The following is a 26,679-nucleotide window of genomic DNA, read 5'->3' on the forward strand; positions in this document are numbered from 1 at the left end:
CCATCGCAGAGAGTTCAACTTCCGGGGAGCCGGCGTCATCGCGGTGGCGATGGCGATCGTGGTCGTCCTCGCCGGGTCCTGGCTCGGCTACCAGCAGCTCACCAACGACAAGTGCACGGGCCAGACGCGCCTGACGGTCGCCGCCGCCACGGAGATCGCGCCGGTGGTGGAGCAGGCTGCCCAGCGGTGGGTCACCCAGGATGATGCCAACGTCAACGGAACGTGCGTGGCGGTCAGCGTCAGCGCCGTCAACCCGGCCACCATGGCCGCCGCGGTCGCCCGGGAGCACCAGGTCACGCTGACCGGTCTGGGTGACGCGCCCAAGTCCGTGGTGGTGCCGGACGTGTGGGTTCCGGACTCCTCGACCTGGCTGCTGCGCCTGCGGTCGGAGGCGTCCGGCTTCGTGCCCACCGACGGCAAGTCGATAGCGCAGAGCCCGGTCGTGGTCGCCATGCCGGAGCCGGTGGCGGAGACCCTCGGCTGGCCGGACAAGAAGCTCGGCTGGAAGCTCCTGCTGGAGAAGATGAAGACGGACAGCGCGCTGCGCACCGGCATCGTCGATCCGACCCGGGACGCGGCGGGCCTGGCCGGGCTTCTCTCCCTCGGCAGCGCCGCCGGCGTCGACCAGGCCGGCTTGGCCGAGAAGGTGAACGCGCTGCGCGCGCTGGCGGTCGGGAGTTCGGCGCTGCGCGACGATCTGCTGCAGAAGTTCCCGCGCTCGCGCGAGGCGGCCGATCTCGCTACCGGATTGAGCGCCGCCCCGCTGTCCGAGGAGGACGTGGTGGCGTACAACGCGGAGCGGCCGCCCGTGCAACTGGCCGCGCTCTACCTTGACCCGGTGCCGCCGCCGCTGGACTACCCCTTCGCGGTGATGCCCGAGGTCGACCTGCAGACCTCCGCCGCCGCGGCCGGGCTGCACCGCGTGTTGCAGACGGCGGCCTTCAAGGACAGCCTGGCCGAGGCGGGACTGCGCGGACCGGACGGCACGGCCGGATCCGGGTTCGCCGCGCCGGTCGGCGCGCCACCCGCCTCCGCTCCCGCCCCGGCGCCGTCCGCGTCGGCGGGCGAATCGAACGGCGGTGCCGCCGCGTCGGGCCTGGACGCCTCCGCGATCAGCCAGGCGCTGGGTAGCTGGGCCGCGATCACGCTGCCCGGACGGGTCCTGGCCGTGTTCGACGTCTCCGGTTCGATGCTGACGAAGGTGCCCACGGCCGGCGGCGCCACGCGTGCCGAGGTGACGCGCAAGGCCGCCGCGCAGGGGCTGGCCTTGTTCGACGACAAGTGGTCGGTCGGCAACTGGGTCTTCTCCACCGACATGGTGGGCAAACAACCCTGGAAGGAACTGGTGCCGATCAGCCCGCTCACCTCGGCACGGGGGAAACTGCAGGAGGCGATCACCAAGATCGTGCCGAAGCGTGACGGCGACACCGGTCTCTACGACACCGCCCTCGCGGCGTACAAGCGGGTGCAGGACGACTGGGAGCCCGGCCGGGTGAACTCGGTGCTGCTGTTCACCGACGGCAAGAACGAAAACGAGGACGGCATCAGCCGGGCCACCCTGGTCGACGAGTTGAAGAAGCTCAACGACCCCAACCGTCCGGTACGCATGGTGATCATCGGGATCGGCGGTGAGGTCGACCGTTCCGAGCTTGAGGCGATCACCGGCGCCACCAGCGACGGTGGCGTCTTCATCGCCGAGGACCCGGCGCGGATCGGCGAGATCTTCCTGGAAGCGATCGCGAGCCGGACCGGCGCCAGCCAGTGACGGTGTGCCCGATCCCCGCCCGGCTGGGATGATCAGGACTCGGATCCGTCGGGGCCGTTCCAGTCCAGGCACACCACCACCGCGTCGTCCTCCAGATCGGCCTCGCCGAGGTAGGTGCGCAGGTCACTGAGCAGCGTCCGGACGGCTTGTAGCGGGGCCATGGCGGCCGAGCGCCGGACGAACCGGTGCAGCGCCACCTCGCCGTACCGTCCGGCCTCGGTGGCGGCCTCGACGATGCCGTCACTGACGATGATCAAGCGCTCGCCGGGCCGCAGCGACATCCGTTCGGCGCGGTAGTCGGACGCCTCGAACATGCCGAGCGGGAACTGCTCCTCCGGATGGCGGTCCCGCAGCGTGCCGTCGTGCAGTGTCATGAGATTCGGTGAGCCCGCGTCGACCACCATCAGCTCGCCGGTGCGGGTGTCGAGTTCGAGCAGCAGCGCCGCGACGTGTGCCGCGCCGGTGTGCTGGGCGAAGATCGCCTGATCCGCCAGCGCCGCCTGGTCGGCCAGGTCCAGGCCGGCCCGGCGGGCGTTGCGCAGCGCGTACGTGGCAAGCGAGGTGAGCAGCGCGGCGGACATGCCCTCACCCATGCCGCCGAGCACGCTCAGGAACAGGCGGCCGTCCTGTTCCGCCCAGTCGAAGCCGTCGCCGCGCACCGCGTACGACGGTTCCAACTGGCCGGCCAGGCTGAACGACGGGCGCACGCGGCTGCGGCCGGGCAGCAGTTCCCACTGCATCTCCGCGGCAAGGGTCAGCCGGCGGGCGCGGGCCGCGCTGGTGTAGCGGTCGGTGCCCACGGTGGCCGATTGCAGCTCGTGCGCCAGCACGGTCGCCGCCACCGCGAGTTCGGCCCGCAGCCGCTCGTCGCCGGGCACGGGCGCGCATCGCAGCACGCCGATGCGCTCGCCGCGCGAGGTCACCGGAAGGAAGACGGCCTGCCCGGCGGTCACCTCGGACTGGTGGTCGAAGCTGCGCCATGCCGGATCGCCGGGCCGGACCGCGGCCGGGCCGGTGAACAGCGGCAACAGCGCCGTCAGGCGGTAGTCGACGAGGTACAGCTCAACCTCCGCAACGGCGAACTCCTTGGCCAGCACCTCGGCCAGAGAGTCGACTATCGCGTCGGCGGGCGCGTCGGTCAGCGCACGCACTACTGCGGTCAACCGCTCGGACACCCGTACACCCCCTCATTCGCCCCCTGCGGCTGAGTGTGCCGTACGGGTAGTCTCGGTCGCACCATGGCCGAACACCAGGGATCGGGGCAAACCGATCCGACCCAGGCCGCGGCCGTCGACGACGCGGCGCGTGCGCTGCTGTCCGCCTGGGATGCCGCCCGCGAGCAGGCGACGCCGCGCCTGTCCGCGCCGCAGCTCGGTGCCCTGCTGGCGGTGGAGCGGGCGGAGGGCATCAACCTGCGTGGACTGGCCGGCCAACTCAACATGATTTTGTCATCCGCGTCCCGGTTGTGTGATCGGTTGGTCGCCGCTGGTCTGGTGGAGCGGGCACCCGGCCAGGCGGACCGGCGCGAGATCGCGTTGTTCCTCACCCCGTCGTCCCGGGCGCTGCTGGAAAAGCTGCGCACCACGCGGCGTTCGATGCTCGCGGCGGTGCTGGAGCGGATGTCGCCCGGTGGCCGGGCCGCCCTCCTGCGTGGCCTGTCCGAGTTCGCTGCGGTCTCCCGCACGGACAGCGGGGAGTCAGCTCGCACGGCCTGACAGGCGGTTGGCGAGCCAAGCGGCCGGGTCCTGCTGGACCGAGCGGATGACCGCGTCGGCCGCGCCGCGCATTGCCGCGTCTGCACCCAGGGCCGCCGCGCGCAACTCGACCGGGGCGAGGTCGAAGGTCAGCACCCGGCGCCGCAGTTCGGCCTCGATCGGGCCGGCCAGGTCGGGGACCAGCGGCGCGTACCCACCGCCCAACACGATGGTGTCCACGTCCAGCAGGTTGACCACCGCGGCCAGGGCGATGCCCAGCGCCCGGCCGGCGGCGGTCAGCGCCCGCGCCGTCGAGGATCGCGCGGCGGCCGACTGGATCGCCTCCTGCCCGGCGAACAGTTCCAGGCAGCCGTGGGCTCCGCAGCGGCATGCCGGGCCGTCCGGATCGATCGAGACGTGCCCGATTTCGCCGCTCCAGCCGCGCACCCCGCGATAGAGTGTGCCGTCCAGGACCAGCCCGGCGCCGATGCCGATCTCTCCGGAGACATAGACGAAGCTGGGCCGGCCGCCCGCGGCGCGGAGTTCGCTGAGCGCGGCCAGGTTCGCCTCGTTGTCGACCGCGACCGGCAGGTCCAGCTCGGCTTGCAGCAAGGCCCGAGCGTCGACGTCCTGCCAGCCCAGATTGGGCGCCACCCGGACCCGTCCGTCCGCACCGACCAGTCCCGGTACGGCCAATGCGGCACCGGCCGCGCGAAGGCCGTCCGCCTCGGCGAGCTCGCGGGCCCGGCCCGCCAGGGCGGCGAGCCCGCTCAGCGCTTGCGCCGCGTCCACCGGTCGCTGGTCCGCGTGCGAGACGAGCCGGTGTCGTACCGCCCCGGTCAGGTCCACCACGCAGGCGGCCAGGTAGTCGACGTTGATCTCCAGGCCCAAACCCACCGGCCCGTCCGGGGCCGGCGCCAGCCCGGCCGCGGGCCGTCCCGCGCCGGTCCGCGGCGGCGGCTCCACCTCGGTCAGCAAGTCGCCCGCGATCAGCTCGTCGACCAGCGCCGACACGGTGGCCCTGGTGAGCCCGGTGGCGGACGCCAGGGCCGCCCGGGAAATCGGGTTTGCGCTGTTCACCACGGTCGTCAGCGCCAGCGCGAGATTATGGGCGCGGACGCTCGACTGGCGCACGGGGGCATCGGTGAAGGCGGGCAGGCGGGGAGTCACAGGCTTGACAATGCCACATCTCAGCCAAATAATTCAGGCAATAAACAAATCCGATCTGTTGCGTGGAGGTAACCGTGGCGGTTCAGCCCACCCGCGATGACAAGTTCTCCTTCGGCCTGTGGACCATCGGCTGGCAGGCACGAGACGCATTCGGCGACCCCACACGGGGCGTCCTGGACCCGGTGGAGGCGGTGCACAAGCTCGCCGAGCTGGGGGCGTACGGCATCACCTTCCACGACGACGACCTGATCCCGTTCGGCTCCGACGCGCAGACCCGCGACGGCATCATCGCGGCGTTCCGCAAGGCCCTGGGCGAGACCGGGCTCATCGTCCCGATGATCACCACCAACACGTTCACCCATCCGGTCTTCAAGGACGGGGCGTTCACCAGCAATGACCGCTCGGTTCGCCGGTACGCGTTGCGCAAGGTGCTGCGCAACGTCGACCTCGCCGCGGAGATGGGCGCCAAGACCTTCGTGCTGTGGGGCGGCCGGGAAGGTTCCGAGTACGACGTGGCCAAGGACGTGCAGGCCGCGCTCGACCGTTACCGGGAGGGCCTGAACCTGATCGCCCAGTACTCCGAGGACCGGGGGTACGGGCTGCGCTTCGCGATCGAGCCCAAGCCCAACGAGCCGCGCGGCGACATCCTGCTGCCCACCGCCGGGCACGCCATCGCCTTCGTGCAGGAACTTGAGCGTCCCGAGCTGTTCGGCATCAACCCCGAGGTCGGCCACGAGCAGATGTCGAACCTCAACTACGCGCACGGTATCGCCCAGGCGCTCTGGCACGGCAAGCTCTTCCACCTCGACCTGAACGGCCAGCACGGCCCGAAGTTCGACCAGGACCTGGTCTTCGGCCACGGCGACCTGCTCAACGCGTTCGCACTGGTGGACCTGCTGGAGCACGGCGGCTGGGGCGGCGGGCCGGGCTACGACGGGCCCCGCCACTTCGACTACAAACCCTCCCGCACCGAGGACGTCAACGGCGTCTGGGAGTCGGCGGCGGCCAACATGCGGATGTACCTTCTGCTCAAGGAGCGGGCGCGGGAGTTCCGCGCCGACCCGGCGGTGCAGGAGGCGCTCGCCGCGAGCAAGGTCACCGAGCTCGCGCAGCCCACGCTGAACCCCGGCGAGACCTATGCTGATCTTCTCCAGGACCGCAGCGCGTTCGAGGACTTCGACGCCGACGCGGCCGGCGAGCCGGGCTACGGCTTCGTCAAGCTGCACCAGCTCGCGATCGATCACGTGTTGCGGGCCAACTGACCGACGAGAGAAAGATGGAGCGCATGACTCTGGTCGCCGGCATCGACTCGTCCACGCAATCCTGCAAGGTCGTCATCCGGGACGCCGAGACCGGGCGGCTCGTGCGGCAGGGCAGGGCGAGTCACCCGGACGGTACCGAGGTGCATCCGGACGCCTGGTGGGCCGCGCTGCAGACGGCGATCGACCAGGCCGGCGGTTTGGACGACGTGGCCGCCGTCTCGGTGGCCGGACAGCAGCACGGCATGGTGGTGCTGGACGAGAACGGTGAGGTCGTGCGCCCGGCGCTGCTGTGGAACGACACCCGCAGCGCCGGCGCCGCCGCCGACCTGATCGAGGATCTCGGCGGCGGCGAAGCGGGCCGCCGGGCCTGGGTGGATGCCGTCGGGATCGTGCCGGTGGCCAGCTTCACACTGACCAAGTTGCGGTGGCTGGCCCGCACCGAGCCGGAGAACGCCGCCCGGGTGGCCGCCGTCTGCCTTCCGCACGACTGGCTGACGTGGAAGCTGTCCGGCGCGCGTGGCCTGGACACGCTGCGCACCGACCGCAGCGACGCCAGCGGCACCCTCTACTGGTCGCCGAAGACCGGTCAATACCGGCCGGATCTGCTGGAGCTCGGGTTCGGGCGGCCCATCGCCACACCCGAGGTGCTGAGCCCGACGGGCGTCGCCGGGCACCTGCCCAACGGCGCTCCGTTGGGTCCCGGCGCCGGCGACAACGCCGCCGCCGCGCTCGGTGCGGGTGCGCTGCCCGGCGATGTGGTGATCTCCATCGGCACGTCCGGCACGGTGTTCGTGGCCAGCGACGTGGCGCCCGACGATCCGAGCGGCACGGTGGCCGGTTTCGCCGACACCACGGGCCGGTTCCTGCCGATCGTCGTCACGCTGAACGCGGCGCGGGTGCTGGACGCCGCGGTGCGGTTGCTCGGCGTCGACCACGAGCAGTTGGCGAAGCTGGCGTTGTCCGCGCCGGCGGGTGCCGGCGGGCTGGTGCTGATCCCGTACCTGGAGGGGGAGCGCACGCCGAACCGGCCCCGGGCGACCGGCGCGATCCACGGGCTGACGCTGCGCACCTCGGACCCCGCGCACATGGCCCGCGCCGCGGTCGAGGGGATGCTGTGCGCGCTGGCGGACGGGTTGGACGCCCTGGTCCGGCACGGTGCCACCGCCAACCGTGTGGTGCTCATCGGCGGCGGGGCGCGCAGCGAGGCGGTGCGCCGCATCGCGCCCGCCCTGTTCGGCCTGCCGGTGCTGGTTCCGCCGCCCGGGGAATACGTCGCGGACGGCGCCGCGCGCCAGGCGGCGTGGGTGAGCCTGGGCGGCGACGCGGCACCGACCTGGACCGCGGAGAGCCCGGAGGTCTACGAGGACGCGGGCGTCCCGTTGATCCGGGAACAGTACGCGGCCGCGCGGGACGCGGTGATCGACCGGCCGGAGGGTTAACCTCTTCCCCGTGACTCTGCGGGGCAGCGCGGCGCACCGCGTCTACAGCGTGGTCGTCTTCGTGGTGCTGGCAGCGCTGGACAACGTGGCGATCGGCCTGGTGCCGCCGCTGTACGGCAGCATCGGGACGGCGTTCGGCGTTTCCGAGGCACACATCGCGCTCGCCACCACCGTGATGTTCCTGATCAGCGCGGTGGCGGCGATCGGTTTCGCGTACGCGGGAGACCGCACCGACCGCAAACCGGTGCTGATCATCGGCACCGTGATCTGGGTTGCCGGCACCGCATGGTCCGGCCTGAGCGGCGGATACACCAGTTTCCTGCTGTCCCAGGTGTTCGCCGCCTTCGGCCTGGGCGCGGTCGCGTCGGTGAGCTTCTCGGTGGTCAGCGACCTGATCTCGCCGAAGCGCCGCGGGCTGGCGATGAGCTTCTGGGGGCTGTCGCAGGGCGTCGGCACCATCGCCGGCACCATGACCGGTGGCGTGCTCGGCCACCAGGACTGGCGTCGTCCGTTCCTGGTGGTGGCCGCCGCCGGTGTGGTGGCCGCGTTGGCGTACCTGTTCACCTACAACGTGCCGCGCGGGGACAGCCAGCCGGAATTGGCAGGCATCGAGTACGACGAGCGGATCCACCACGATCACCTGCCGGTGATCCTGCGCCGGCGTACCAACATCTGGCTGATTCTGCAGGGGCTGTCCGCGCAGGTGGCGTTCGGTTCGCTGGTCTGGTTGCCGGTGCTGTTCCGGGCCAGGGCGGCCGACCAGGGCTATTCGAGTGGCACCGCGGTGCTGGTGGGCAGCGCCTTCGCCACCCTGTTCCAGTTGGGCGGCGCGCTGTCCATCGTCGGCGGCATGGTCGGCGATCGCCTGCAACGCCGTACGCCCCGCGGCCGCGCCCTGGTGGCGGCCATCGGCGTGCTGGCCGCCGTGCCGTTCTATGTGGTGCTGTTCTTCGTTCCGATGCGCATCCGGGTGCCGGACGGAGCCGGGTCGGCGGCGGTGATCCGCGCGGTGCTCACCGATGTGTTCACCGAGCCGACCGTCGGTGCCTGCCTGGCCACCGCGGTCTTCGCGCTGATGCTCACGTCGGCCAACTCGCCGAACTGGTTCGCCATGATCGCGGACGTCAACCCGCCGGAGCACCGCGGCACCGTCTACAGCCTCGGCAACCTGGTCAACGGGTTCGGCCGCGCGGGCGGCAACGCGCTGGTCGGCGTGGCGTTCAGTCGGCTCTCTGCGGCGTTTCCACCGCCGGTGAACTACGCCGTCGGGCTGGCCGCCTTCCAGCTCTTCTTCGTCCCCACCGGGATCATGTTCTGGCTGGCCAGCCGCACCGTCGGCAGGGACATGGCGGACACCCACGCCGCGCTGATGGCGGCGGGGGCGTCCGGTGCGCGGCGTCGGTCAGCTCAGGACCCACACCGTCACGTCGGCCGGGATCCGGCCGTCGGCGTCCAGGGGCTCGCTGCTCAGCAGGACTCGGGCGCCGACCGGTAGCGTGGCCGGCTCGTCGCCGAAGTTCGTCATGACCAGCAGCGGCCCGATGCGGAACGTCAGTCGCTCGGGGGTGCTCTGCACCCAGGTGAGCGCGGCGCGGCCGAGACCGTGTGTGCGCCGCAGCCGTAGCGCGCTGCGGTACATCTCGTAGGTCGACCCGGGCACGTCCCGCTGCCGGTCCAGGGCGTACTCCGCCCAGCTCGCGGGCTGGGGAAGCCAACTGCGGTCGCCCGGTCCGAAGCCGTACGACGGGGCGTCGGCCTCCCAGGGGATCGGCACCCGGCAGCCGTCGCGTCCCCGTTCCGTCTGCTCGGAACGGGACCAGGCAGGATCCTGCCGATGCTCGTCGGGCAGCGTGGTGTGCTCCGGAAGGCCCAGTTCCTCGCCCTGGTACAGATATGCCGACCCGGGGAGCGCCAGCATCAGCAGGGTCGCCGCGCGGGCCCGGCGCAGCCCCAGGGCGATGTCCGGCTGCGGATCGTCGGCGCCGATGCCGTGCAGCCGGTCCTGCCCGACCGGATAACCGAGGCGGGTCGCATGCCGCACCACGTCGTGGTTGGACAGCACCCAGGTGGTGGTGGCCCCGACGGCCTGGTTGGCGGCCAGCGAGGTCTCGATCACCGCGCGCTGCCGGTCGCCGGACCAGGGCGCCTGCAGGTAGAGAAAGTTGAACGCCTGGTGCATCTCGTCCGGGCGCACATAGCGCGCCAGCCGCTCGGCCGGCTGCACCCATGCCTCGGCGACCAGGATGCGCTCACCGGGATAGGTGTCCAGCAGCGCCCGCCACTGACGGTAGATCTCGTGCACACCTTCCTGATCCCACATCGGCGCCGGCGGGCCGTCCGGCGGAACTCCGCCGAGGATCACCGGGGGCGCCTCCCAGTCGCTGAGGTTCTCCTCCTTGACCAGGCCGTGCGCGACGTCCACGCGGAAGCCGTCCACGCCCCGGTCGAGCCAGAACCGCAGCACCGACAGGAACTCCGCGCGTACCTCGGGATTGCCCCAGTTGAGATCCGGCTGGGTGGCGTCGAACAGATGCAGATACCACTGGCCGGGCGTGCCGTCCGCCTCCACGACCCGTTCCCAGGCCGGGCCGCCGAAGACGCTGCGCCACCCGTTGGGCGGCTCGTCGCCACCGGGGCCGCGGCCGTCGCGGAAGACGTAGCGTTCGCGGGCGTCGCTGCCCGGGGAGGCGGCGAGCGCCTCGCCGAACCAGGGGTGGTCGCTGGACGTGTGGTTGGGCACCAGATCGACCAGGACCTTCAGCCCCTGGCCGTGCGCCTCGGCGATCATCTTGTCGGCGTCGCCGAGGTTGCCGAACCGCGCGTCCACCGAGCGGTAGTCCGCCACGTCGTAGCCGGCGTCGTGCTGAGGCGAGGGATAGAACGGGCTCAGCCACACCGCGTCCACGCCCAGATCGCGCAGGTGGCCCAGGCGGGCGGTGATGCCCGGCAGGTCGCCCATGCCGTCGCCGTCACCGTCCGCGAAGGATCGTGGATATACCTGGTAGATGACGGCGTCACGCCACCATCGGTCCGTGGTTGGCTGCATGTTCCCAGGCTATCGGCCACGGACGCGGCGACCTGAGACATCACGTGGCCGGTGGGTGACCCGTGCGCCGGTCAGACGGCGGTGGAGTCCCGCTCCGGGTGCCCGCTCGCTGGTCGGGGCGGGACCGGCAGCGGCGACGGCCGGGGGCCCGGTTCGCGTTGGTGAAGCGTCATCGCGATGGTCGTCTGGCGCAACGACCATGAGGTGCCCGCGTGGGCGCCTCGGCGGGAGACCCCGGCCCCGTCGGTGAACACCTCCTCGGTCATCGCTTGCAGGGCGCTGAAGGCGACGCCGATCGTGATCACCGTGGTGACCAGGATCACCGGCACGATCATCAGGAGCGGGCGAAGGCCGTCCACCCCGTTCGGCCCGGGCGGGGCGAGTTCCACCTGGATCGCGGCCATGTTGCCGTAGTGCGCGCCACACATCACGACGGCCGTCGCGGCGCCCGCGGCGATGCCGCGCCACCAGCCGCGGGCGGTGGTCACCCATGCGAGGGCGAGCACGGCGGCGACGACGGTGCCCAGCCCGGACACGGCGACCAGCACGGTGCGGTAATGCAGCACCCCGGCCACGTGCACGGCGTGCATGCCCGCGTAGTGCGCGGCCAGCAGCCCCAGCCCGGTGATCGCCCCCGCCATCACGAGGCGTCCGGATCCGCGCCGCCCGTGTCCGTGCAGCATCAGGCCGGCGCCGACGCTGAGTACCGTCAGCGCCAGGCCGAGTGCGGTCATGCCGATCCCGTAGCGCACCGGGCTTCCGGGCAGGTCGAAGCCCAGCAGCGCGGCGAAGTGCATCAGCCAGATCCCGCCGCCGATCGCGAAGGCGGCGATGACGAACCACCGGGTGCGACGGCCCCGCGTGCGTGCCTGGCGGGCGCGGGCGGCGCTCAGTGTGCCGAGGTACGCACCGACGAACGCCACCAGGGTCGCGGCGACCGGGTTGAAGGCTCCGTACGTGAAGTGATGGACCTCCGCCACGATGGTTACCTCGCGAATGTCGGGGACGTTTCGCGGGTCATTGAGCCAGAGGGCCTCGGGGCGTCATCGCACGATTTGTGTGCCTTGCACGAAAGGCGTCCACCCATGAGAAACCGGGGCCACCGTAAGGCCACCTCGACGGAGATGACGATACGGCGACCCCGGTGTGGGGTTCGTACCGGAGGAGGGAGGGTCGGTCAGGTGAAGATGCTGACGCCGCCGGGGCCTACCAGGAGACCGACGATGATCAGCACGACGCCCCAGAGGATCTGCCGCCGGAACAGCGCGAGGATGCCGGCGACCACGAGGATTACTGCGAGAATCCAGAGCACTAGGTCCATGAGCAGCCGGGTACCCGATCGCCCGGAGCGGAAAACCTCCCGCATCCCAAGGGTGACTGTCCGATGTGTAGGCCGTCGCGGTCACCCGTCAGCCGGGCTTTGAGCGATGCGGGTCACGGCACTGTGTCCGGCGTCACTCCGTCGGAGACGTGGCAGCCGCCAAGCCTCCCCGGCAGCCGCGGCGAATGCCTCATGACGAGATCGGTTGGGGAATGGCGTGGCGAATGCGGCACCCATGCGTGGTGTGGCTTTCGTCACTCGGCGGGGCGGGAGTGGCGACGCCACCTCGATTAATGGACATCGACGTCAGCCGCCTGCGCACATCACCGGTTCGGGCGACTGAACTGGTGGGCAGGTTGTTCCATCGTGACTGGCTATGCGGAATTCGCCGTGGCCGTCGCGGAGTTTGATTCATGCCGGGCGGCAACCGGTCGATGCTCCCGGTGAACCCCAACGGCTACCCGGCCGTACTGGGTGGTGATGAGCATCGCACGGGTAGCCGTGACGCCCGTCGCAGAGACGGATGAGGGGCTGATGGTGTCATGAGGCGTGCAGAGGGTATGCGTTCGTTGGCGCGTGCGTCGACGGATGCGCCAACGGGATGGCTGACGAGGGTCTCCCGCAGAAACTACGCAGTCGGCTCTCAGCCGATGCTCAGCCACCCGTGACACTTTCGACCATACACAAGCGGAATCACTGCGGACTGTCATCTGTTGTGAATGTGGCAGTTTCGCGATGCACGAACTGCGGACGTTACGGGAGGGGCCGATGGACGCAGGCAACGCCCGTAACACAGTGAGTGAAGGCAATGAGGGGACCGTGGGCAACGTGGAGAAGAACACCATGATGCGGACCGATGAGGTCGCCGAGGAGCGGGACCTCGTCGGAGTCTACCTGCACGAGATCTCCCGGACGCCGCTGTTGGATGCCGCCCGGGAGGTTGACCTCTCCAAGGCTATCGAGGCCGGCCTCTACGCCGAGCACCTGCTCGACAGCGGCGACGTTCGCCGTGGCGTGAGCCGGGAGGAACTGGAAAGGCTGGTCGTCGAGGGCGAGCGGGCGAAGGACCTGTTCATCCGCGCCAACCTGCGGCTGGTGGTGTCGATCGCCCGACGGTACGTGCGATCCGGCATGCCGATGCTGGACTTGATCCAGGAGGGCAACACGGGCCTCGTCCGCGCCGTGGAGAAGTTCGACTACGAGCGTGGATACAAGTTCAGCACGTACGCGACGTGGTGGATCCGCCAGGCGATCAGCCGGGCGATCGCGCAGCAGGAGCGCACCGTGCGCCTGCCCGTGCACCTCGTCGAGGACGTCAACCGGATGCGTAACGTCACCCGCCAGCTCGTCCGCGAGCTGGGTGCCGACCCCGAGCCCGAGCAGATCGCCAAGGCGCTCGGCGTGACCGTGGAACGGGTCAACGAGCTCACGCGCTGGGCGCAGGACACGGTGTCTCTGGACACCCCCGTGGGCGACGACGGCGACACGAACCTCGGCGACCTGGTGGCCGACAGCGACGCGCCCTCTCCCGAGGACGTCGTCCTCACCGGACTTGAGCGCCAGCGCATCGAGGGCCTTCTCAACCACCTGGACGACCGGTCCGCGGGCATCATGCGGGCCCGCTACGGCCTGGAAGACGGCCGCGAGCACTCGCTGACCGAGGTGGCTTCGCGGTTCTCGCTGTCCCGCGAGCGGATCCGGCAACTGGAGATCCAGGCGCTGGGCCGACTGCGTGAGCTGGCTCGCGCGGAGGGCCTGCAGGCCGCCTGATCGATCCCTCCGTCGGCTCGCCACCGCCGCCGAGCCGACACGCGCGACGACTAAGGGCCGGCCCCCTCTCCAGGGGGCCGGCCCTTAGTCGTCGCTGATGGGGGGAGACTACGGGCGGCCGTAGCCGTATGGCGTCATGATGTACATCGAGCGCTTCTTGACGGTTGTGCCGGCGTGCGGCGCGTCGATGACCTGTCCGCCGCCGACGTAGATGCCGACGTGCCCGAGCCCGCGATAGAAGACCAGGTCTCCGGGTGCCAAGGCGGACTTGCTGACATGCGACACCGCACTCCACTGCGCGGCGGCGTTGTGCGGCAGGGACTTCCCGGCCGCCGCCCAGGCCGCCGCGGTCAGGCCGGAGCAGTCGTAACTGCCCGGACCGGAGGCGCCATAGACGTACGGCTTGCCGATCGCTCCGTACGCGTAGCGCACGGCCGCGCCCGCGCTGCCGGACACCGACGGGACCGGGCCGGAGTACGAGGTTGTCTTTTCCCGCTCCCGGCCATAGGCCGCCTTGCGCATCGCGTACAGGTTCTTGAGGTCGGACTCGATCTTGTCCTTGCGGGCTGCGAGTTCCTCGACCTCGGCGGCCTGCTTCTTCTGCGTCGTCTGCAGCGCCTTCTGCCGTTCGGTGAAGGTCTCCGTGGTGGCGGTGTATTGCGCGATTTGACGCTGCCGCTTGCGGGACATCTGGTCCAGCACGCTCATCTTGTCGACCAGGTTGCCGGGGCCGTCGAGGATCATGTTCATCGTGCCGACCTGGCCCGTCATGTAAGCGGTCTGCGCCATCGTCTGGACATCGGCGCTGGCCGCCTGCAGGGCCTTCTTGGCCGGCTCCAAAGAAGCCGCCAATTCCTTTTCGTCGGAGATCGTCTTTTTCAGGCTGATCTTCAGCTTGTTGTAGGACTCGGTGATGTCCTCAAGATTGTCCGACGCCTTATCGATCTTCTTGGTGATGTCGCTCGACGACGGCTCGGCGTGCGCGGCCGTCGCGGTGCCTCCGGAGATCGCGACCGCCAAGGCGGTGACCACCAGGGCCCGGAGTGTCGTACGGGCGTGTGCCAACGGTGCGTGCCTCTCTTCCGTCGGCCGCCTACCGGGTTAGCTGACGGATTCGGGCGGAAGATGGCCCTACCGCTGGCGCGGATTCACCCCATTGCTGCGCGGTGGTTCCCCGGTTCGCCGGGACGGGCGCGGTGGCCGTGCCCGTCGCGGGGATTCGGCGGCGATGGCCCGGCGCCACGTCCAAGCTGTGGCTGCGGACCGGACCAACCGCATCAACTTATCGGGGCGGAGAATTTCCGCAAGAGGCGGGTGGAGTGACTTGTGCCAATAAGGAAAACGTAAGGAAAGGGTATCACGGAGTGCAGTCGCGTGATTTCAGAAAGTGACCAGAATGGCGTACGCGCGATTTACTTCATGGCCGCCGGCTCGGGCGTCGCCCAGGCATGGGACACTTTCCGTTCTGCCCAGAACGAGAAGAACGGGATGGTGCCGGCGAGCATGACCAGCAGCATCCTGCCGAACGGCCATTTCGCGCGTCGGCTGAGGTCGAACGTCGCCACCAGGTACACCATGAAGAGGAAGCCGTGGATCGGGCCGACCGCGGCGACGACCGTGTCGTTGCCTCCGGCATATTTCAGCGGCATGCCGACCAGTACCAACACCAACAGGACAACGCCGACGACCCAGGCGATGATCCGGTAGCGGGTGAGAGCTCCGTGCACGTTTTACGTCCTTATCTCTTGCCCGGATAGTCGCCCGGCCGCGCCGCCGGGTGCGCGGCCAGCCAGGACAGGTAGTCGTTATAGGCGGCGAGTTCCGGATCGTCGTGATCCGTCGGTGGCGTGCTACCCGCCGGCGCACGGACCGGCCGACCATAGCCGTTCCGCGTGGGCGATCCGACGAGCTCGGTGGCCTCCCGTCGGTCGCCGGGCTGCTCCGTCGTGTCGGACGCCTGATCCGCCGGCCGGGCGCTGCGGACCTCGCGGAGCCACAGGAACACCACGAAGGCCGCGAACACCGGCCACTCGACGGCATATCCCCAGCTGAGCGCGTTACCTCCGGCCGCTCGGCTCCACTGCCACCACCCCAGGCCGAGGAAGCTCAGCACGAGAACGAGCGCGACCACGTGGCGAGCGATCCACGCCGGGGTCCACAGCCCTCTCATGGTGGCAAGCCTAGCCGTGCGGGTTTGGCCGATGCGGCCGCGGGCAACGCACCGGGAGGCGGTCCGCATACCCTGAACCATGGAGCCCGCACCGTTGGAGGAGGCGTCGATGAAACTTTCCCCCCGGACTCGGCTCGAACGTTTGCGCCGGGCGTACGCGCCGCACGAACATCGTCCGCTGGACGGCTACCTGGTGGCGATCGGCGCGTTCGGGACGCTCGCCGGCAGCCTGGCCGCCGCAGCGAAGGTCACCGGTCGGCCGGTGCCGGAGCGTCCTTCGACCTCCGACGTCGTGCTGATCTCGATGGCTACGCACAAGTTGAGCCGCCTGCTGGCGAAGGACTCGGTGACCAGCCCGCTGCGCGCGCCCTTCACCCGGTACGCGGAGGCGGGCGGCGCCGCGGAGGTGAACGAGGAGGTGCGCGACCGGGGCAGCACGCTCCGGCACGGCATCGGCGAACTGATAACGTGCCCGTTCTGCCTGGCCGTCTGGGTCGCTACCGGCCTCACCGGCGGTCTCGTGCTGGCGCCCCGGCTGACCCGGCTGGCGTCCACCGCGCTCACCGCGACCGCGGTCTCGGACTTCCTGCAGATGGCCTACTCGGCCGCCAAGGAGGCCGCGGAGGGAAGCCCGTCCGCGGACGACGAGTCCGAGTCCGCCGGGCACGATGCCGACGACACGTCCGTGGACACGCAGCCGCTCAACGGGCGGACCGTCTTCCCCGGCTGAGTGGCGGGCCGCAGTGGCCTGCGTCACAACCGCTGCGGGAATCGCGCCAACCGGTCGATCGTTGTCAGCGGATGTCGGTGTGTCCAGTGTCCCCGGGCCTCACCATAATTGCCCTCACGGAATACCGTTCGGCTGGAGCCGTGTTGCGCCACTCGCCGCGAGGCGACATGCACACCGACGCCACCGCGCCGCTCCCGGCTCTCCGCCGGGGGCGGCGCTTTGCGTCCGCAGAACCGAGCGCCTGGACGTCACCGGGCGGGCACCGCGCGCAACCGCGCCGCGTGGTGCCCCGCCCGGGAACTCCCGACGACGTCATGCCTCCGCGTTGTGACTGCCCTGTCCGGCGGAGACCGTGCGGGTGTCGGTGCCCGCCTCCACTTCGCCGGAACGCTCGTGGGCGCCTTCGGCGGCCTCCTCGGCGGCCCGCGCGTCCTCGGCTCGTTGCGCCTGGGCGGACTGCTGGGCGAGCGGGATCTCCGGCAGGAACAACACCACGATCAGCCCCACGATCATGATGCCGAGCGCCATCAGGAAGACCACATGCACGCCGTTGGAGAAGCCCTCCTTGAACGGGTGCGCCACGACATCCGACAGCCGGCTCAGGAACGAGGTGTCGTCCAGCGAACCGCCTCCGGTGGCCTGCTGGAGGATCTGCGCCTGCTTCGGGTCGGCGGCCAGGGACTGCTGGAACTCCGGGGTCTGCCGCGCCGCCGAGAACGACGACTGGATCTTGCTCGGTAGCACGTTGAACAGAACCGACAGGAACACGGCGGTGCCGAGCGTGCCGCCCATGGTGCGGAAGAAGGTCACCGTGCCGGTGGCCACGCCGATCTCCCGGGGGGAGACAGCGTTCTGCACCGCGGTGATCATCGGTTGCATGTTGCCGCCGAGACCCAGGCCCATGAGCACCATGATCAGCATGGTCTTCCACAGTGGTGTGTCGGCGCCGATGGTGGCGAAGAGCCCGAGCGCCACCGCCATGAAGGTGCTGCCGATGATCGGGAAGATCCGGTACCGGCCGGTCTTGGCGATGAGCTGGCCGGCGGTGATCGATCCGGCCATGATGCCGACCACGAACGGGATCATCTGCAGCCCGGCGACGGTCGGCGAGCTTCCCTTGACGATCTGCAGATACAGCGGGACGGTCATCAGGCCGCCGAACATGGCCATACCGAGGATGGTGCTGGCCCCGGAGCCCACCGCGACCGTGCGGTTGCGGAACAGCCGCAGCGGCAGCAACGCCTCATCCCCGTACGCCCGCTCGGCGAACACGAACGCAACGAGCCCGATCAGGCCGATGCCGTAGCACAGCAGCGCCCGGCCGGAGCCCCAGCCCCAGTCCCGGCCCTGTTCCGCCACGGTCAGCAGCGGCACCAGGCCGACGATCAGCGCGACCGCGCCCGGCCAGTCGATGCGGTGCTCGGTGCGGCTGTGCGGCAGGTGCAGCACCCGCGCGACGACCACCATGGCCGCGATGCCGATCGGCACGTTGAGGTAGAAGACCCAGCGCCAGCCGTCCACCCAGAGGATGGTGTCGGCGCCGGCGAAGAATCCGCCCAGGATTGGGCCGACGACGCTGGCAGTGCCGAACACGGCCAGGAAGAAGCCCTGATATTTGGCGCGCTGGCGGGGTGGAACGATGTCGCCGATGATGGCCAGCGCCAGAGACATCAGACCACCGGCGCCCACACCCTGGATGGCGCGGAAGGCGGCCAACTCGTACATGTTCTGTGCCAGCCCGCACAGCATCGAGCCGACCACGAAGATGGCGATCGCGAACAGGAAGAAGCCGCGCCGGCCGTAGATGTCGGACAACTTGCCGTAGAGCGGGGTGGAGATCGTCGACGTGATCAGGAAGGCCGTGGTGGCCCATGCCTGCAGGTCGAATCCGTTCAGGTCGTCGGCGATGGTCCGCGTCGCGGTCGCCATGATGGTCTGATCCAGCGCGGCGAGGAACATGCCCATCATCAGGCCGACGAGGATCGTGATGATTTGTCGATGTGTGAAGTCGGCCGACGGCCGGGCGGCGGCTGGCCCGCCGGCCGGCGCGGTGGTCGTGGGGTTGCTGCTCACGCTTTCTCCTGGGGTGTTGCCCGTCCGGTGCGCAGGAGCGCCTCGACGGAGCTGTTGAATTCTTCGAGCAAGCTGGTGAAGGTCTCGACCCGCTCCGTGGGCCATGTGCTCAGCACCTGGACGAGCAGGGCGCGACGCGCCTCGTGCATCTCGTGGCATGCCGCCATCCCCGCCTCGGTGACCGCCAGCCGTGAGGCCCGCCCATCGACCGGATCCGCCTGCCGGTGCGCCAGGCCCGCCTTGACTAGCTGCGCGGCCTGCCGGCTGATCGTGGACGGATCGGCCTGCTTGACCTCCGCAAGCTCGGTGACCCGCATGGGCCCCATATGCCGCAAGGGGAACAGCAACATCAGGGCGGAGAACTCAGCGCCGAGGTCCCCGGTGGTCAGCATTCCCTTCGCGCGGGCGCCGATGCGGGTGAATCTCATGATCTCGCTGGCAAGACGGCCGATGCTGTCGTCTTCGTGCACACTCATGGCTGTTTCCGACTGTCGGGCGGTGGCTGTCGGCCGCATTGTGCGGGCCGAGATGTTTGCAGCCTACAACTTGTTGGTTGGTGAAAGCATCGTCCATACCCCTGTGATGAGTGTCTCGGCTTCTTCCAGGGCGGCGGGCACCGCGACCTCATACTCGGCCACCCGGCGGCACAGCCTCTCCGGGAGATACCCGCGACCGGGGTCGCCAATCAATGTCGAAGCACCTCGAGCGGCGCATTTCCGCAGACCGGTGGTCATCTGCCGGGCGACCGTCGGGCTGTAGAAGACGTCGCCCGCCAGCACCACCTCACCGAGCTCGGGAATCTCGCGGGCGTCGGCGACCCGTGCCTCGACCGCCACACCGTTGGCTGCGGCGTTGCGCTCCGTGGCGTGCACCGCTCCCGGGTCGATGTCGATGGCGTGCACCCGGCTCGCTCCGGCCCGCGCCGCGGCGATCGCCACGACCCCGGACCCGCAGGCGATGTCCAGCACTTCCCGGCCGGCCACCGCGGCCGGATGATCGAGCAGGTAACGCGCCAGCGCCTGGCCGCCGGCCCAGACGAACGCCCAGAACGGCGGCGGCTCGGAGCTGCGGAACTCGCCACCGGCCGCATCGAACAGCCCGACCCGTTCGCCGGCCAGATGGAGTGAGATCTCCGGGGTCAGCGGCACGGGCATCAGCGCGGTTTCCTGCACCGGACGATTGTGGTCCCGGCCGACGGCGGCACGCTTCCCATTTGATGCGCGTCACAACGACGGCCGGCGGTGCACATCACCCGGATGAGGGCGGATATCACGCGGGAGGAAGATGCCGGTGAGGGGGATCCTCCACCGAAAAGCCCGGTATCTCAGCCGGTCGGTCTCATCCGCGCGGCAGCCGGTCAGCCGAGTCGGTACCGCGCCGCGAACGCTGTCAAGCTATTGGTACGGGTAGGAATTGTGGCGCGGAAACATAGACTTCCACATCTGTCGTAGTGGGTTCGACGTCTGTCGGACGGGGAGGTGGCGAATGGGTGACGCGGCGATCACCGTGCTTGTCGTCGATGGTCACCAGACCTTTGCCGAGCTGCTCGGTGTGGCCCTGCGCGGCCAGCCTGACCTGCGATATGTCGGGCACGCGCGGACCGGACAGGAAGCTTTACGGCTGGTGGCGGAGCTGCTGCCGGATGTCGTACTGCTGGACCCGGAACTGTCCGATGCGGACGGCATCGCGATCGCGGAGCTGATGCGGCACCGGTACCCCGACACGCGGGTGGTGATTCTCACCGCGAGCAACGAGGCGACGCTGGTCGGCCGGGCCACCGCGGCCGGGGCGGCCGGCTTCCTGACCAAGAACGGTCCGCTCGGTGACGTGCTGAACGCGGTGCACACCGCTCACGGTGGTGGCATGACGGTGTCCACCGACATCCTCGCCCGCCTCCTGCGGAGCACCACGCCGGTGGTCGGCCCGCGCCCCGGCGGCCTGACCGCCCGGGAACACGAGGTGCTGGAGCTGATGGCCGCCGGGCTGGACCCCCGGGCGATCGCCCGGCGACTCGGCATCAGCGTGCACACCTGCCGAGGCCACGTGAAAGCGGTGCTTGGCAAGCTCGGTGCGCACAGCCAACTCGAAGCGGTCGCGGTTGCCCGCCAGCGCGGCCTCGTGCAATGAGAAGCTTGGGTGCCATGAGGAGCTTGGGCGCCATGAGGAGCTTGGGCGCCATGACGAGCGGATACAACGCAGAGTAATCCAGGCGATCACTCATCCGTTCCGCGGATGAATCCGTATCACCTCCCGGAGCGCCCCGGACAAGATCGACGGCGCCGGCGCGATCGGGAGGACATCGCGTGGAAGGTTCAACACCACCCGGCTTCGGCCCGGGGGACGGTGCCGTGCCCGACCTGGCCGTGGCCGACCTGCCGCCCACCTCGGGCGCTCACTGGGCCAACCGGGACAACGACCCACAGCGGCGGCATACCGGCGGTGAGGTCACGCCGTTCCACCGCCCGCACGCGGTGCGCTGGTCGGAGGAGGACGATCCGTCACCCGCGTTCCCGGCGTCGACGGCCGACGCGGAAAGCGCGGCCTCCCGGGCCGTGTCATGGGACGGCTTCGCGCCGTCGCCGGCCACCGAACCGGCCGCATTCGTCCCGGAGCCTGGCGACTGGCAACGGCCGCCCGGATGGCAGCCGCCGGAGCCGGATGCCTGGCGGCCGCGCGAGCCGGATGCCTGGCAGGTGCCGGCGCAGGCGGCTCCCGAACCGGAGCCCGGTGCGCCCGGCGTGTTCGGGCGCGTCTCCTATGGGTTCACCGCCGAACCGATCGGCGGCGCGCGTTTCACCGATGCCGACGTCTCGGACGATGCCGTGGCCGCCTGGCCGGCCCCGCACGATCCGTGGGCCGGGACCGGTCACCAGGTCCGGGCGCACCGGGCCACCCGCCATGACGACGGGGCCACGGAGACGAGCCCGTCCGGCACCGGCCCGGCACCGCGGCGATCTCGGCTGACCACCGCGGCAGTGGCGGTGCTGCTGACCGCGGTGTTGCTCGGCGGCTCGGTCGTGGGATTCACGTACTTCTCCGGCGACGACCGCAGCCTGGCGTCGGTACTCACCCTCGGCATGGCCGGCGGCGACGGCGCGGCCACGGCGGCCCTCGACGGCCGGACGCATGCCGGGTTCGAGCTGGTTGCCGCCACCACCGACGTCCGGGTCCGGACCGCCGATCTGGGGGAGCAGCTCTACCGGATCTCCTCACCCGCCGGCTCCGGGTCCACACCGGATCCGGTGCTGGTCCGCGACCAGGTGCAGTTGCGGCTGGCACCGGACGGCGACGGCGCATCGGGGCGGGTGCAGGTGCTGCTGTCCAGCAAGGTGACGTGGACGCTGCGGTTCAGCGGCGGCGCGCGGGAGCAGACCGTCGACCTGTCCAGCGGCCAGATCCGCTCGATCGACGTCACCGGCGGCGGACGCCGTTTCGAAGTGGTGCTGCCGCCACCGGACGGGACCGTACCGGTGCGGGTGGCCGGCGCGCTGGACGAGCTGTCGCTGGTCTCGCCCGACGGGGTCCCGGTACGCGTCCGGATCGGTGGCGGCGCTCAGACCGTGGTCGCAGGCGCCCGCACTCTGCGTGACGTGCCGCCCGGATCGACGCTGACCCCGAAGAGCTGGAAGGTGCAGAATAGGTTCGATGTGGACGCGGGGGCCCGCATCACGCGCTTGTCGGTGCGCAGCCGGTCCAGCTAACCGGCCGCGCACCCACCACGGCCTAGGACAGCACGCGCAGGCGCACCGTCTGCGGCATGGCGCGCAACTGGTCCAGCACCGCTGCGCTGTACCCGCCGCTGATGTCGGTGATCAGGTAGCCGTACTCGCCGCGGGTGCTGAGCAACTGGCCTTCGACGTTGACCCGGTGCTCGGCCAGGATGCTGTTCACCTGAGCCAGCACGCCGGGCATGTTCGTGTGCACGTGGACGACCCGGCTCATGCCCGGCTGCTCCGGCAGGGCCACGCCGGGCATGTTCACGCTCAGCGTCGTGTTGCCCTCCTGGACGAAGTGCGCCAGCTTGTTCGCCACGAAGTCGCCGATGTCCGACTGCGCCTCCTCGGTCGAACCCCCGATGTGCGGGGTGAGCACGACGTTCGGCAAACCGCGAAGCTCGGAGACGAACTCATCGCCGCGGCCCTTCGGTTCCTTGGGGAAGACGTCCACGGCGGCGCCGGCGAGACGGCCGTCGACCAGCGCGTCACGCAGCGCCGCGTGGTCGACCACGATGCCGCGGGAGAGGTTGAGGAACAGGCTGCCCGGCCGCATCCGGGCGAACTGATCGGCGCCGAAGAAGCCCGCATTGCCCGGTCGCCCGTCGACGTGCAGGGTCACCACGTCGCTGGTCTCCAGCAGCTCCTCCAGGCTGGCGCAGCGGTGCGCGTTGCTCAGCGCGAGCTTGTCCGCGGTGTCGTAGAACGACACGTGCATGCCGAGGTTCTCGGCGAGCACCGACAACTGCGTGCCGATGTTGCCGTAACCGACGATGCCCAGCCGTCGGCCGCGGATCTCGTGCGCGCCCTCCGCCGACTTGTCCCACACGCCCTGGTGCATCAGGGCGTTCTTCTCGGTCAGCCGGCGAGTCATCGCGATGATCTCGGAGATGGCGAGCTCCACCACCGACCGGGTGTTGGAGAACGGCGCGTTGAAGACGGCGATGCCGCGCTCGCTGGCGGCGCCCAGGTCGATCTGGTCGGTGCCGATGCAGAACGCGCCGATGGCGACCAGCTTGTCCGCGGCGTCCAACACCTTTGGCGTGATCTTGGACTTGGAACGGATGCCGAGCAGGTGCACGTCCCGGATGCGGTCGATCAGCTCGACCTCGTCCAACGCGGTGGAGACGGACTCGACCCGGAAGCCCTCGGACTCGAAACGCGCCACGGCGTCGGGGTGAATGCTCTCCAGCAGCAGGACCTTGACCTCGGCTTGGTCGATCATCGCTATCCGTTCTGATCGGGTGTGGAAACTTTTCCACCCTAGTCCGGCGCCCGGCCGGGACCGGGACCGGTGTGGTCGGCCTCCCACTCTGCGGCACGGCCGGGGCACGCGTCCCGCGCTGGTCAGCCCGCCTGCGCCCGCAGCCACGGCAGCAGCGCCTCAGCCTGCGCCCGCTGGAAGGCCCGAAGGGTGGGCAATCCGGGCGGGCCGGGCTGCCGGGCCATGTGCAGGAAGAAGCCCGCCAGCGCCGCGAAGAGGTCCCGGACCACGTCGCGGTCCACGCCCGCGAGGACGTCACCGGGGTCGCCGCCGTGCGCGAGGACGTTCACCGCGAGCAGGGCCCGGTCCAGCCACGGCGGTCCGGCGGCGGCCCATGGCCAGTCCACCACGACCAGCGAACCGTCCGGCCGGATGAGCATGTTGTCCGCGCGCACGTCGCAGTGGCAGAGCGTGTCGCCGGCGAGTGACCGCCGCGCGCGCTCGGCCGTCGCGCAGAGTTGCGGCAACCGGGCGCCCGCCCACGGATCCAGGTCGGCGGGCGGGTCCGCGGCGAGGCTCTCCCAGCCGACCAGATCGGCGCCCAGAGTGTCGGCCGCCGACGGCAGGCCGGCCAGGGCCGGCTCGGCGGCGAACCGGTCGAGCGTGGTCGCGGCGGCGCGCAACTCGGCCGGTTGCCAGGGCGTGCGCGGGTGACGCCCGTCGACGTCCTCCATGATCAGCGCGATCCAGTTGTCGCCGGAGTCGGTCACCTCGACGGTGGCGAGCAACCGCGGGGCGGGCAGCCCCGCCGGCAGCCGGGCCGTGTTGCGCGCCTCGGCGCGGGCCAGCTCCACGGACCGGGGATTGATCCCGGTGCCGACCGCCTTGACGAAGGCGCGGTCACCGGTGGCGGTGCGGATCCGGTCGGCGGTGCCCGGCGAGAATCCGCCGGCCTGCGGCGTCACCGCGGACACCGGCGCGCCGAGCTTGTGCTCGATCGCGGCGCGCAGCGTCGGCGGCAGATCGGTCCAGCTAATCCGGACCCCGGTGGCGGCAATCACCCGTCGATCGTGACAAGGCCGGTGGGCGCCGCCAACCGGATTTCCGCCACCCGCCGGGTCGGCGAGCCACCGCCTAAACTGCCAGTCATGCGCCGGTCACATGAGATCCCGATGTGGCCGCTCTATGTCATGTTCGGGCTCGTGCCGTTCTGGTGGGCAACCGGCGGCCTTTACCTTTTCTGGCCGTTGTTCGCGCTGATCCTCGCCGTCGTGCTGTTCGCCCGCGGCAAGATCGAAATGCCCAGTGGATCCACCACCTGGATGGTGATGGCCGCCGTGGTCCTGGTCAGCGTGACCCGGCTGGACCGGGTGACCGGACTGCCGATGTTCCTGCTGCGCCTCGGCTTCATGCTCAGCGCGCTGCTGGTTTATCTGTACGTCTACAACGCGCTCCGCGCGGGCGCGTCCTGGGATCGCGTCTTCCGTCCACTGTGCCTGTTCTGGCTGTCCATGGTCGCCCTGGGGTGGATCGGGGTGTTTGCCCAGAAGTTCACCCTCACCACGCCGGTGGAGATGCTGCTGCCGCACTCGATCACGGCCGACCGCGGGGTGCAGGCGATGGTGCACGTGCACGCCACCGAGTTCAACCCGCTGGGACGCAACCAGTTCTTTCGGACCGCGGCGCCTTATCCGTACACGAACAATTGGGGGACCGGCTTCGCGGTCCTGGTGCCGTGCGTGATCGCGTACCTGACCTCGATCCGCACCGGCGGCATGCGCGTCCTGCTGCTGATCTCCCTGCCGTTGTCGCTGATCCCGGCCTTCCTGACGCTCAACCGCGGGATGTTCATCGGGCTCGGGGCCGGGCTGGTCTATCTGGGCCTGCGGGCGCTGATGCGCGGCGACGTCCGGCTGATCGGTTCGATCGTCGGCGTGGCGGTGCTGGCCTGGGTCGCGACCCTGGTGGTGCCGGTCGAGGATCTGATCGCCAACCGCGTGGACAACACCGACAGCACCACCGACCGGGCCGATCTCTATCTGCAGACCCTCGGCGCGGTGGGACATTCGCCGATCCTCGGGTACGGCGGCCCGCGGCTGGTCGACACCACGAGCGGCGCCGAACCCCTGGGCACACAGGGGCAGATGTGGCTGGTGATGTACAGCCACGGCATCCCGGCGCTGCTGCTGTTCCTGGCGTTCTGGGTGGTGGTCGCCCGGCGCATGGCCGCCGCGGTGACCTCGCCCGGCAAGTGGCTCAGCACGGTGCCGGTGATCGCCCTGGTGGTGACGCCCTTCTACGGCTTCACCGACATCAACCTGTCGGTGATGTTCTTCGCGATCGGACTGGGGATGGCCGCGCTCGACGGCCCGGTGCGCCGGCCGCCTCCGCCGGATGCCACCACGCCGGCATCGCCGGTTCGCCCGCCGCCTCAGCGGGCGCGGGCATCCGCGCGTGCGGCGGTGAGCATCAAGTACTCCCAATCCATCGCGCCGCCGCCCAGGTCGTAACGGCGGGCCAGGGCGGCGAGATCGTGGTCCAGCGCGGCGACCTTCTCCGGGTCGCCGGCGACGTTGCGGTACGCCGCGATGGTAGGCCCGTAGTTCGCCTTGAAGTAGTCGCGGAACGCCTCGGCCGTACCGAAAGAGCCGATGCGGACCGCGCCGCGGCGTTCCCGGACGTCCGTGATCCGGTCGCCGAAGAGCGTCCGCACGTGGTCCGGCCTGCCCCACAGCGGCGGCGGCTGCGCGCCGGGCGGCGGGGCGGGGGCGTACGGCTTCATGGCGGCGAACATCTCGCCGATGAACCCCTCGGGTGTCCAGTTGACCAGTCCGATCCGGCCGCCGGGACGAGTCACCCGCACCATCTCGTCGGCGCAGCACCGGTGGCGCGGCGCGAACATGACGCCCACGCAGGACAGCACCACGTCGAAGCGGCCGTCCGGGAACGGCAGCGCCTCCGCGTCGCCGACCTGCCAGTCCAGGACCGCGCCGCGCTCCGCCGCCCGCGCCTGCCCGGCGTCCAGCAGATCCGGGCACAGGTCGCTGGCGACGACGCGTCCGCCGGCCAGCGCGGCCGGGATCGCGGCGTTGCCGGAGCCCGCCGCCACATCGAGCACGTCGTCGCCGTCCACCACGCGCACCGCGTCGACAAGTGCGGCACCTAGCTCGGGGATCAGGTCCGCGGCCACCGCCGGGTAGTCGCCGAGCGCCCACATGGCCCGGTGGCGAGCCTTCAGGGCCCGGTCGGCATCGGTGTCGCTGGACGGCGTGGTGGTCATCGCTACGGCCTCCTGAGGTGGGCATCGTCGGTTCGTCCGAAG

General features: G+C 70.4%; 23 protein-coding genes, 1 pseudogene and 1 riboswitch. Of the genes and pseudogenes, 10 read left to right on the plus strand and 14 right to left on the minus strand.

The window, feature by feature from the left end; all coding sequences use genetic code 11:
• Positions 1 to 49: 49 nt before the first annotated feature.
• Positions 50 to 1,765, plus strand: coding sequence for a substrate-binding domain-containing protein (locus IEY73_RS20480; RefSeq protein WP_189080953.1), 1,716 nt, complete (start codon positions 50 to 52; stop codon positions 1,763 to 1,765).
• A 32-nt stretch (positions 1,766 to 1,797) separates the two neighbouring features.
• On the opposite strand, the gene IEY73_RS20485 is transcribed toward IEY73_RS20480, so the two are convergent.
• Entirely contained in the window at positions 1,798 to 2,940 is a 1,143-nt protein-coding gene (locus IEY73_RS20485; RefSeq protein ID WP_189080881.1) for a PP2C family protein-serine/threonine phosphatase, read from the minus strand.
• A 63-nt stretch (positions 2,941 to 3,003) separates the two neighbouring features.
• Here IEY73_RS20485 and IEY73_RS20490 point away from each other — a divergent pair, with 63 nt between their 5' ends.
• Positions 3,004 to 3,480, plus strand: coding sequence for a MarR family winged helix-turn-helix transcriptional regulator (locus tag IEY73_RS20490; RefSeq protein WP_189080882.1), 477 nt, complete (start codon positions 3,004 to 3,006; stop codon positions 3,478 to 3,480).
• Here the strand turns inward: IEY73_RS20490 and IEY73_RS20495 are convergent.
• Positions 3,463 to 4,629, minus strand: coding sequence for an ROK family protein (locus IEY73_RS20495; RefSeq protein WP_189080883.1), 1,167 nt, complete (start codon positions 4,627 to 4,629; stop codon positions 3,463 to 3,465). The genes IEY73_RS20490 and IEY73_RS20495 overlap by 18 nt on opposite strands.
• Positions 4,630 to 4,703: 74 nt before the next feature.
• Between IEY73_RS20495 and xylA the strand changes: the two genes are divergently transcribed.
• The 3 genes from xylA to IEY73_RS20510 are packed head-to-tail and all read left to right on the plus strand — an operon-like array spanning position 4,704 to position 8,825.
• Entirely contained in the window at positions 4,704 to 5,891 is a 1,188-nt protein-coding gene (gene xylA / locus IEY73_RS20500) for a xylose isomerase (RefSeq protein ID WP_189080884.1), read from the plus strand.
• A 23-nt stretch (positions 5,892 to 5,914) separates the two neighbouring features.
• Positions 5,915 to 7,330: a xylulokinase gene (xylB, locus tag IEY73_RS20505; RefSeq protein WP_189080885.1), complete on the plus strand. Its 1,416-nt coding sequence runs from the start codon at positions 5,915 to 5,917 to the stop codon at positions 7,328 to 7,330.
• A gap of 10 nt (positions 7,331 to 7,340) precedes the next feature.
• On the plus strand, positions 7,341 to 8,825 hold the full coding sequence (locus tag IEY73_RS20510; protein ID WP_189080886.1) for an MFS transporter: 1,485 nt from the start codon (positions 7,341 to 7,343) through the stop codon (positions 8,823 to 8,825).
• On the opposite strand, the gene IEY73_RS20515 is transcribed toward IEY73_RS20510, so the two are convergent.
• The 3 genes from IEY73_RS20515 to IEY73_RS20525 form a co-directional block, all read right to left on the minus strand.
• The gene (locus IEY73_RS20515; RefSeq protein ID WP_189080887.1) at positions 8,733 to 10,376 is read right to left on the minus strand and encodes a glycoside hydrolase family 13 protein; all 1,644 of its coding nucleotides are present in this window, start codon (positions 10,374 to 10,376) and stop codon (positions 8,733 to 8,735) included. The two genes, IEY73_RS20510 and IEY73_RS20515, sit on opposite strands and share 93 nt — an antisense overlap.
• A gap of 71 nt (positions 10,377 to 10,447) precedes the next feature.
• A complete protein-coding gene (locus tag IEY73_RS20520) occupies positions 10,448 to 11,356 on the minus strand; it encodes an MHYT domain-containing protein (protein WP_189080888.1) in 909 nt (302 codons plus the stop codon).
• A gap of 197 nt (positions 11,357 to 11,553) precedes the next feature.
• Positions 11,554 to 11,697 (minus strand): GPGG-motif small membrane protein, encoded by a 144-nt coding sequence (locus IEY73_RS20525; RefSeq protein WP_189080889.1) that lies wholly within the window; start codon positions 11,695 to 11,697, stop codon positions 11,554 to 11,556.
• 768 nt (positions 11,698 to 12,465) lie between these two features.
• On the opposite strand from IEY73_RS20525, the gene IEY73_RS20530 reads away from it, so the two are divergent.
• Complete coding sequence (locus tag IEY73_RS20530) at positions 12,466 to 13,467, plus strand: sigma-70 family RNA polymerase sigma factor (protein WP_189080890.1); 1,002 nt, start codon at positions 12,466 to 12,468, stop codon at positions 13,465 to 13,467.
• 108 nt (positions 13,468 to 13,575) lie between these two features.
• On the opposite strand, the gene IEY73_RS20535 is transcribed toward IEY73_RS20530, so the two are convergent.
• From IEY73_RS20535 to IEY73_RS20545, 3 genes are all read right to left on the minus strand, one after another.
• A complete protein-coding gene (locus IEY73_RS20535; protein ID WP_189080954.1) occupies positions 13,576 to 14,502 on the minus strand; it encodes an NlpC/P60 family protein in 927 nt (308 codons plus the stop codon).
• 40 nt (positions 14,503 to 14,542) lie between these two features.
• A riboswitch (cyclic di-AMP (ydaO/yuaA leader) is annotated at positions 14,543 to 14,671 on the minus strand.
• A gap of 208 nt (positions 14,672 to 14,879) precedes the next feature.
• Positions 14,880 to 15,194: a DUF3817 domain-containing protein gene (locus IEY73_RS20540; RefSeq protein ID WP_189080891.1), complete on the minus strand. Its 315-nt coding sequence runs from the start codon at positions 15,192 to 15,194 to the stop codon at positions 14,880 to 14,882.
• Between the two features lie 11 nt (positions 15,195 to 15,205).
• On the minus strand, positions 15,206 to 15,637 hold the full coding sequence (locus IEY73_RS20545; protein ID WP_189080892.1) for a hypothetical protein: 432 nt from the start codon (positions 15,635 to 15,637) through the stop codon (positions 15,206 to 15,208).
• Positions 15,638 to 15,746: 109 nt separating this feature from the next.
• Here IEY73_RS20545 and IEY73_RS20550 point away from each other — a divergent pair.
• Positions 15,747 to 16,274, plus strand: a pseudogene (locus IEY73_RS20550) (DUF1360 domain-containing protein); the annotation flags it as partial.
• A gap of 405 nt (positions 16,275 to 16,679) precedes the next feature.
• Here the strand turns inward: IEY73_RS20550 and IEY73_RS20555 are convergent.
• The 3 genes from IEY73_RS20555 to IEY73_RS20565 all read right to left on the minus strand — a co-directional run bounded on the left by IEY73_RS20555 (position 16,680) and on the right by IEY73_RS20565 (position 19,594).
• Entirely contained in the window at positions 16,680 to 18,440 is a 1,761-nt protein-coding gene (locus tag IEY73_RS20555) for an MDR family MFS transporter (protein ID WP_229716001.1), read from the minus strand.
• Entirely contained in the window at positions 18,437 to 18,910 is a 474-nt protein-coding gene (locus IEY73_RS20560) for a MarR family winged helix-turn-helix transcriptional regulator (protein WP_229716002.1), read from the minus strand. The genes IEY73_RS20555 and IEY73_RS20560 overlap by 4 nt, the downstream gene beginning before the upstream one ends.
• 69 nt (positions 18,911 to 18,979) lie before the next feature.
• Entirely contained in the window at positions 18,980 to 19,594 is a 615-nt protein-coding gene (locus IEY73_RS20565) for a class I SAM-dependent methyltransferase (protein WP_189080955.1), read from the minus strand.
• Positions 19,595 to 19,925: 331 nt separating this feature from the next.
• Here IEY73_RS20565 and IEY73_RS20570 point away from each other — a divergent pair, with 331 nt between their 5' ends.
• Both IEY73_RS20570 and IEY73_RS20575 read left to right on the plus strand, forming a co-directional pair.
• Positions 19,926 to 20,567 (plus strand): response regulator, encoded by a 642-nt coding sequence (locus IEY73_RS20570; protein ID WP_189080896.1) that lies wholly within the window; start codon positions 19,926 to 19,928, stop codon positions 20,565 to 20,567.
• 176 nt (positions 20,568 to 20,743) lie between these two features.
• Positions 20,744 to 22,141 carry a hypothetical protein gene (locus IEY73_RS20575; RefSeq protein ID WP_189080897.1) on the plus strand — a complete coding sequence of 466 codons (1,398 nt, stop codon included), beginning with the start codon at positions 20,744 to 20,746 and terminating at the stop codon, positions 22,139 to 22,141.
• Between the two features lie 22 nt (positions 22,142 to 22,163).
• Here the strand turns inward: IEY73_RS20575 and serA are convergent, their stop codons facing one another.
• Together serA and IEY73_RS20585 are read right to left on the minus strand one after the other, a co-directional pair.
• On the minus strand, positions 22,164 to 23,378 hold the full coding sequence (gene serA, locus IEY73_RS20580; protein ID WP_189080898.1) for a phosphoglycerate dehydrogenase: 1,215 nt from the start codon (positions 23,376 to 23,378) through the stop codon (positions 22,164 to 22,166).
• 122 nt (positions 23,379 to 23,500) lie between these two features.
• Entirely contained in the window at positions 23,501 to 24,418 is a 918-nt protein-coding gene (locus IEY73_RS20585) for a phosphotransferase family protein (protein ID WP_189080899.1), read from the minus strand.
• Between the two features lie 87 nt (positions 24,419 to 24,505).
• Here IEY73_RS20585 and IEY73_RS20590 point away from each other — a divergent pair, with 87 nt between their 5' ends.
• Positions 24,506 to 25,867 (plus strand): O-antigen ligase family protein, encoded by a 1,362-nt coding sequence (locus IEY73_RS20590; protein WP_229716004.1) that lies wholly within the window; start codon positions 24,506 to 24,508, stop codon positions 25,865 to 25,867.
• Here the strand turns inward: IEY73_RS20590 and IEY73_RS20595 are convergent.
• A complete protein-coding gene (locus IEY73_RS20595) occupies positions 25,789 to 26,637 on the minus strand; it encodes a class I SAM-dependent methyltransferase (RefSeq protein WP_189080900.1) in 849 nt (282 codons plus the stop codon). The genes IEY73_RS20590 and IEY73_RS20595 overlap by 79 nt on opposite strands.
• Between the last annotated feature and the right edge of the window lie 42 nt (positions 26,638 to 26,679).

The organism is Mangrovihabitans endophyticus (assembly GCF_014646155.1).
Lineage (GTDB): Bacteria > Actinomycetota > Actinomycetes > Mycobacteriales > Micromonosporaceae > Actinoplanes > Actinoplanes endophyticus.